Annotated in this window: 1 protein-coding gene; it reads left to right on the top strand. The window is 63.7% G+C overall.

Features of this window, described 5'->3' with window-relative positions; all coding sequences use genetic code 11:
• Positions 1-239: 239 nt before the first annotated feature.
• The coding region (locus ACWDNU_RS45845; protein ID WP_449673449.1) for a toxin glutamine deamidase domain-containing protein at positions 240-1,387 on the top strand (1,148 nt) is incomplete at its 3' end.

Raw genomic sequence — 1,387 nt, 5'->3', positions numbered from 1 at the left:
TGGCCTACCTCGCCGAGGCGACGGCGCAGAACGTGCCGCCGACACCCACCCCGTCGCCGACGTCGCCGGATCAGCAGGTCGAACCCGGCCACAGCCCAGACGCTCGGCAGCTCCGCGATTCGTTGCGAAACCTGCCGTCGCAGGACGGCCGAACTACCACCGTCGACACCAACCGGGACGCGTCCCAGTCACAACCACCCGCCTACCGAATCCGACGCTTCCACGTGGGAGGTCGATGGGTGACGGTGGCTACCGTCCGGGCCTACATTCCCAACGCGCACCTGATGACCCCGGCGGAACTACACCAGGAAATGGAGTACGCACACGCCGCGGTCGACGCCACGTTCAACCACAACCGGAAACTCCCCGGTGGCGACCGACTCCTGGTCGACGTCGAATTCTCGACGAATCCCCACGCCGACGACTTTCGCCTGAACACCCAGCAGCACCGATTCGACCTCGCCAACGACCTGCGCGCCCACATGGGTCTGCCACCCGGTAAACCCGACCAGCCACCCACCGACGACGACCTCTGTGCGATCAACAATGACATCGCCAGAGCGAATATGGCTGTGCCGTTCTCGAACCCGTCCGACCTCCGTACCTTCGGTCCGCGCGAACTCGCTCCGGTTGAGCAAGCGCAGTTCCAAACCGACGTCGAGAACGCTCTTCTCAGCGGCAACGAATTCAGGATCGGAGCCGATCCCCGAACTAATCAATACGGGTCAGCCATCAACGACGGTGGGCCGACAGTCCGGGGGCGCCGCAACAACTGCCTGGACTGTTCGCTGTCCGCGCTGTCGTCGTTCTACGGCCGACCGCAGGTGGCGGCGCCCCGCAACGACGACAAGAACCCGGATGGCACGCCGGATACCCGAACTGGCGAAGCGTCAGGTTTGGCACGGGCCGCGCAATGGCTCGGCGGGGGTTTGCTTCACTTCAAAGGACTGTCGATCGGTCAGCAGTATCAGGCACTCCACGATCACATCGCGGCGCTCGGTCCCGGTTCATCCGCGTTGGTTGTCAACAGGTGGCATGCGCAGGACGGTGCGGGCAACTTCCTCTACAACAACGACGGATCGCCGAAGATGGGCGGATCCCACGCGACCGTGATCGTCTATCCACCTGGTGCAACCGGCCCGGTGTGGTGGGATCCTCAGTCCGGCCTGACCTCTGACACACCGCCATCCTGGATGGTGGATGCGTCGTTGACTCTCGACTTCACCCCCATCGACCCCAATGGAGGAAACGCCCATGGCGGAACCAATTCTCACGGAGGATCAAGCCAGACAGTCGCTGGCCCGATGGTTCGGACCGAACCGGGAATTCACGATGATGGAAACCCGACACGGCTGGGTCAGCCAAGCGACTCTGACGGATCAGGAAC

The organism is Amycolatopsis sp. NPDC003676 (assembly GCF_053587275.1).
The sequence above is the reverse complement of the archived record's forward strand: the minus strand, read 5'-3'. Positions and strand labels throughout refer to the sequence as shown.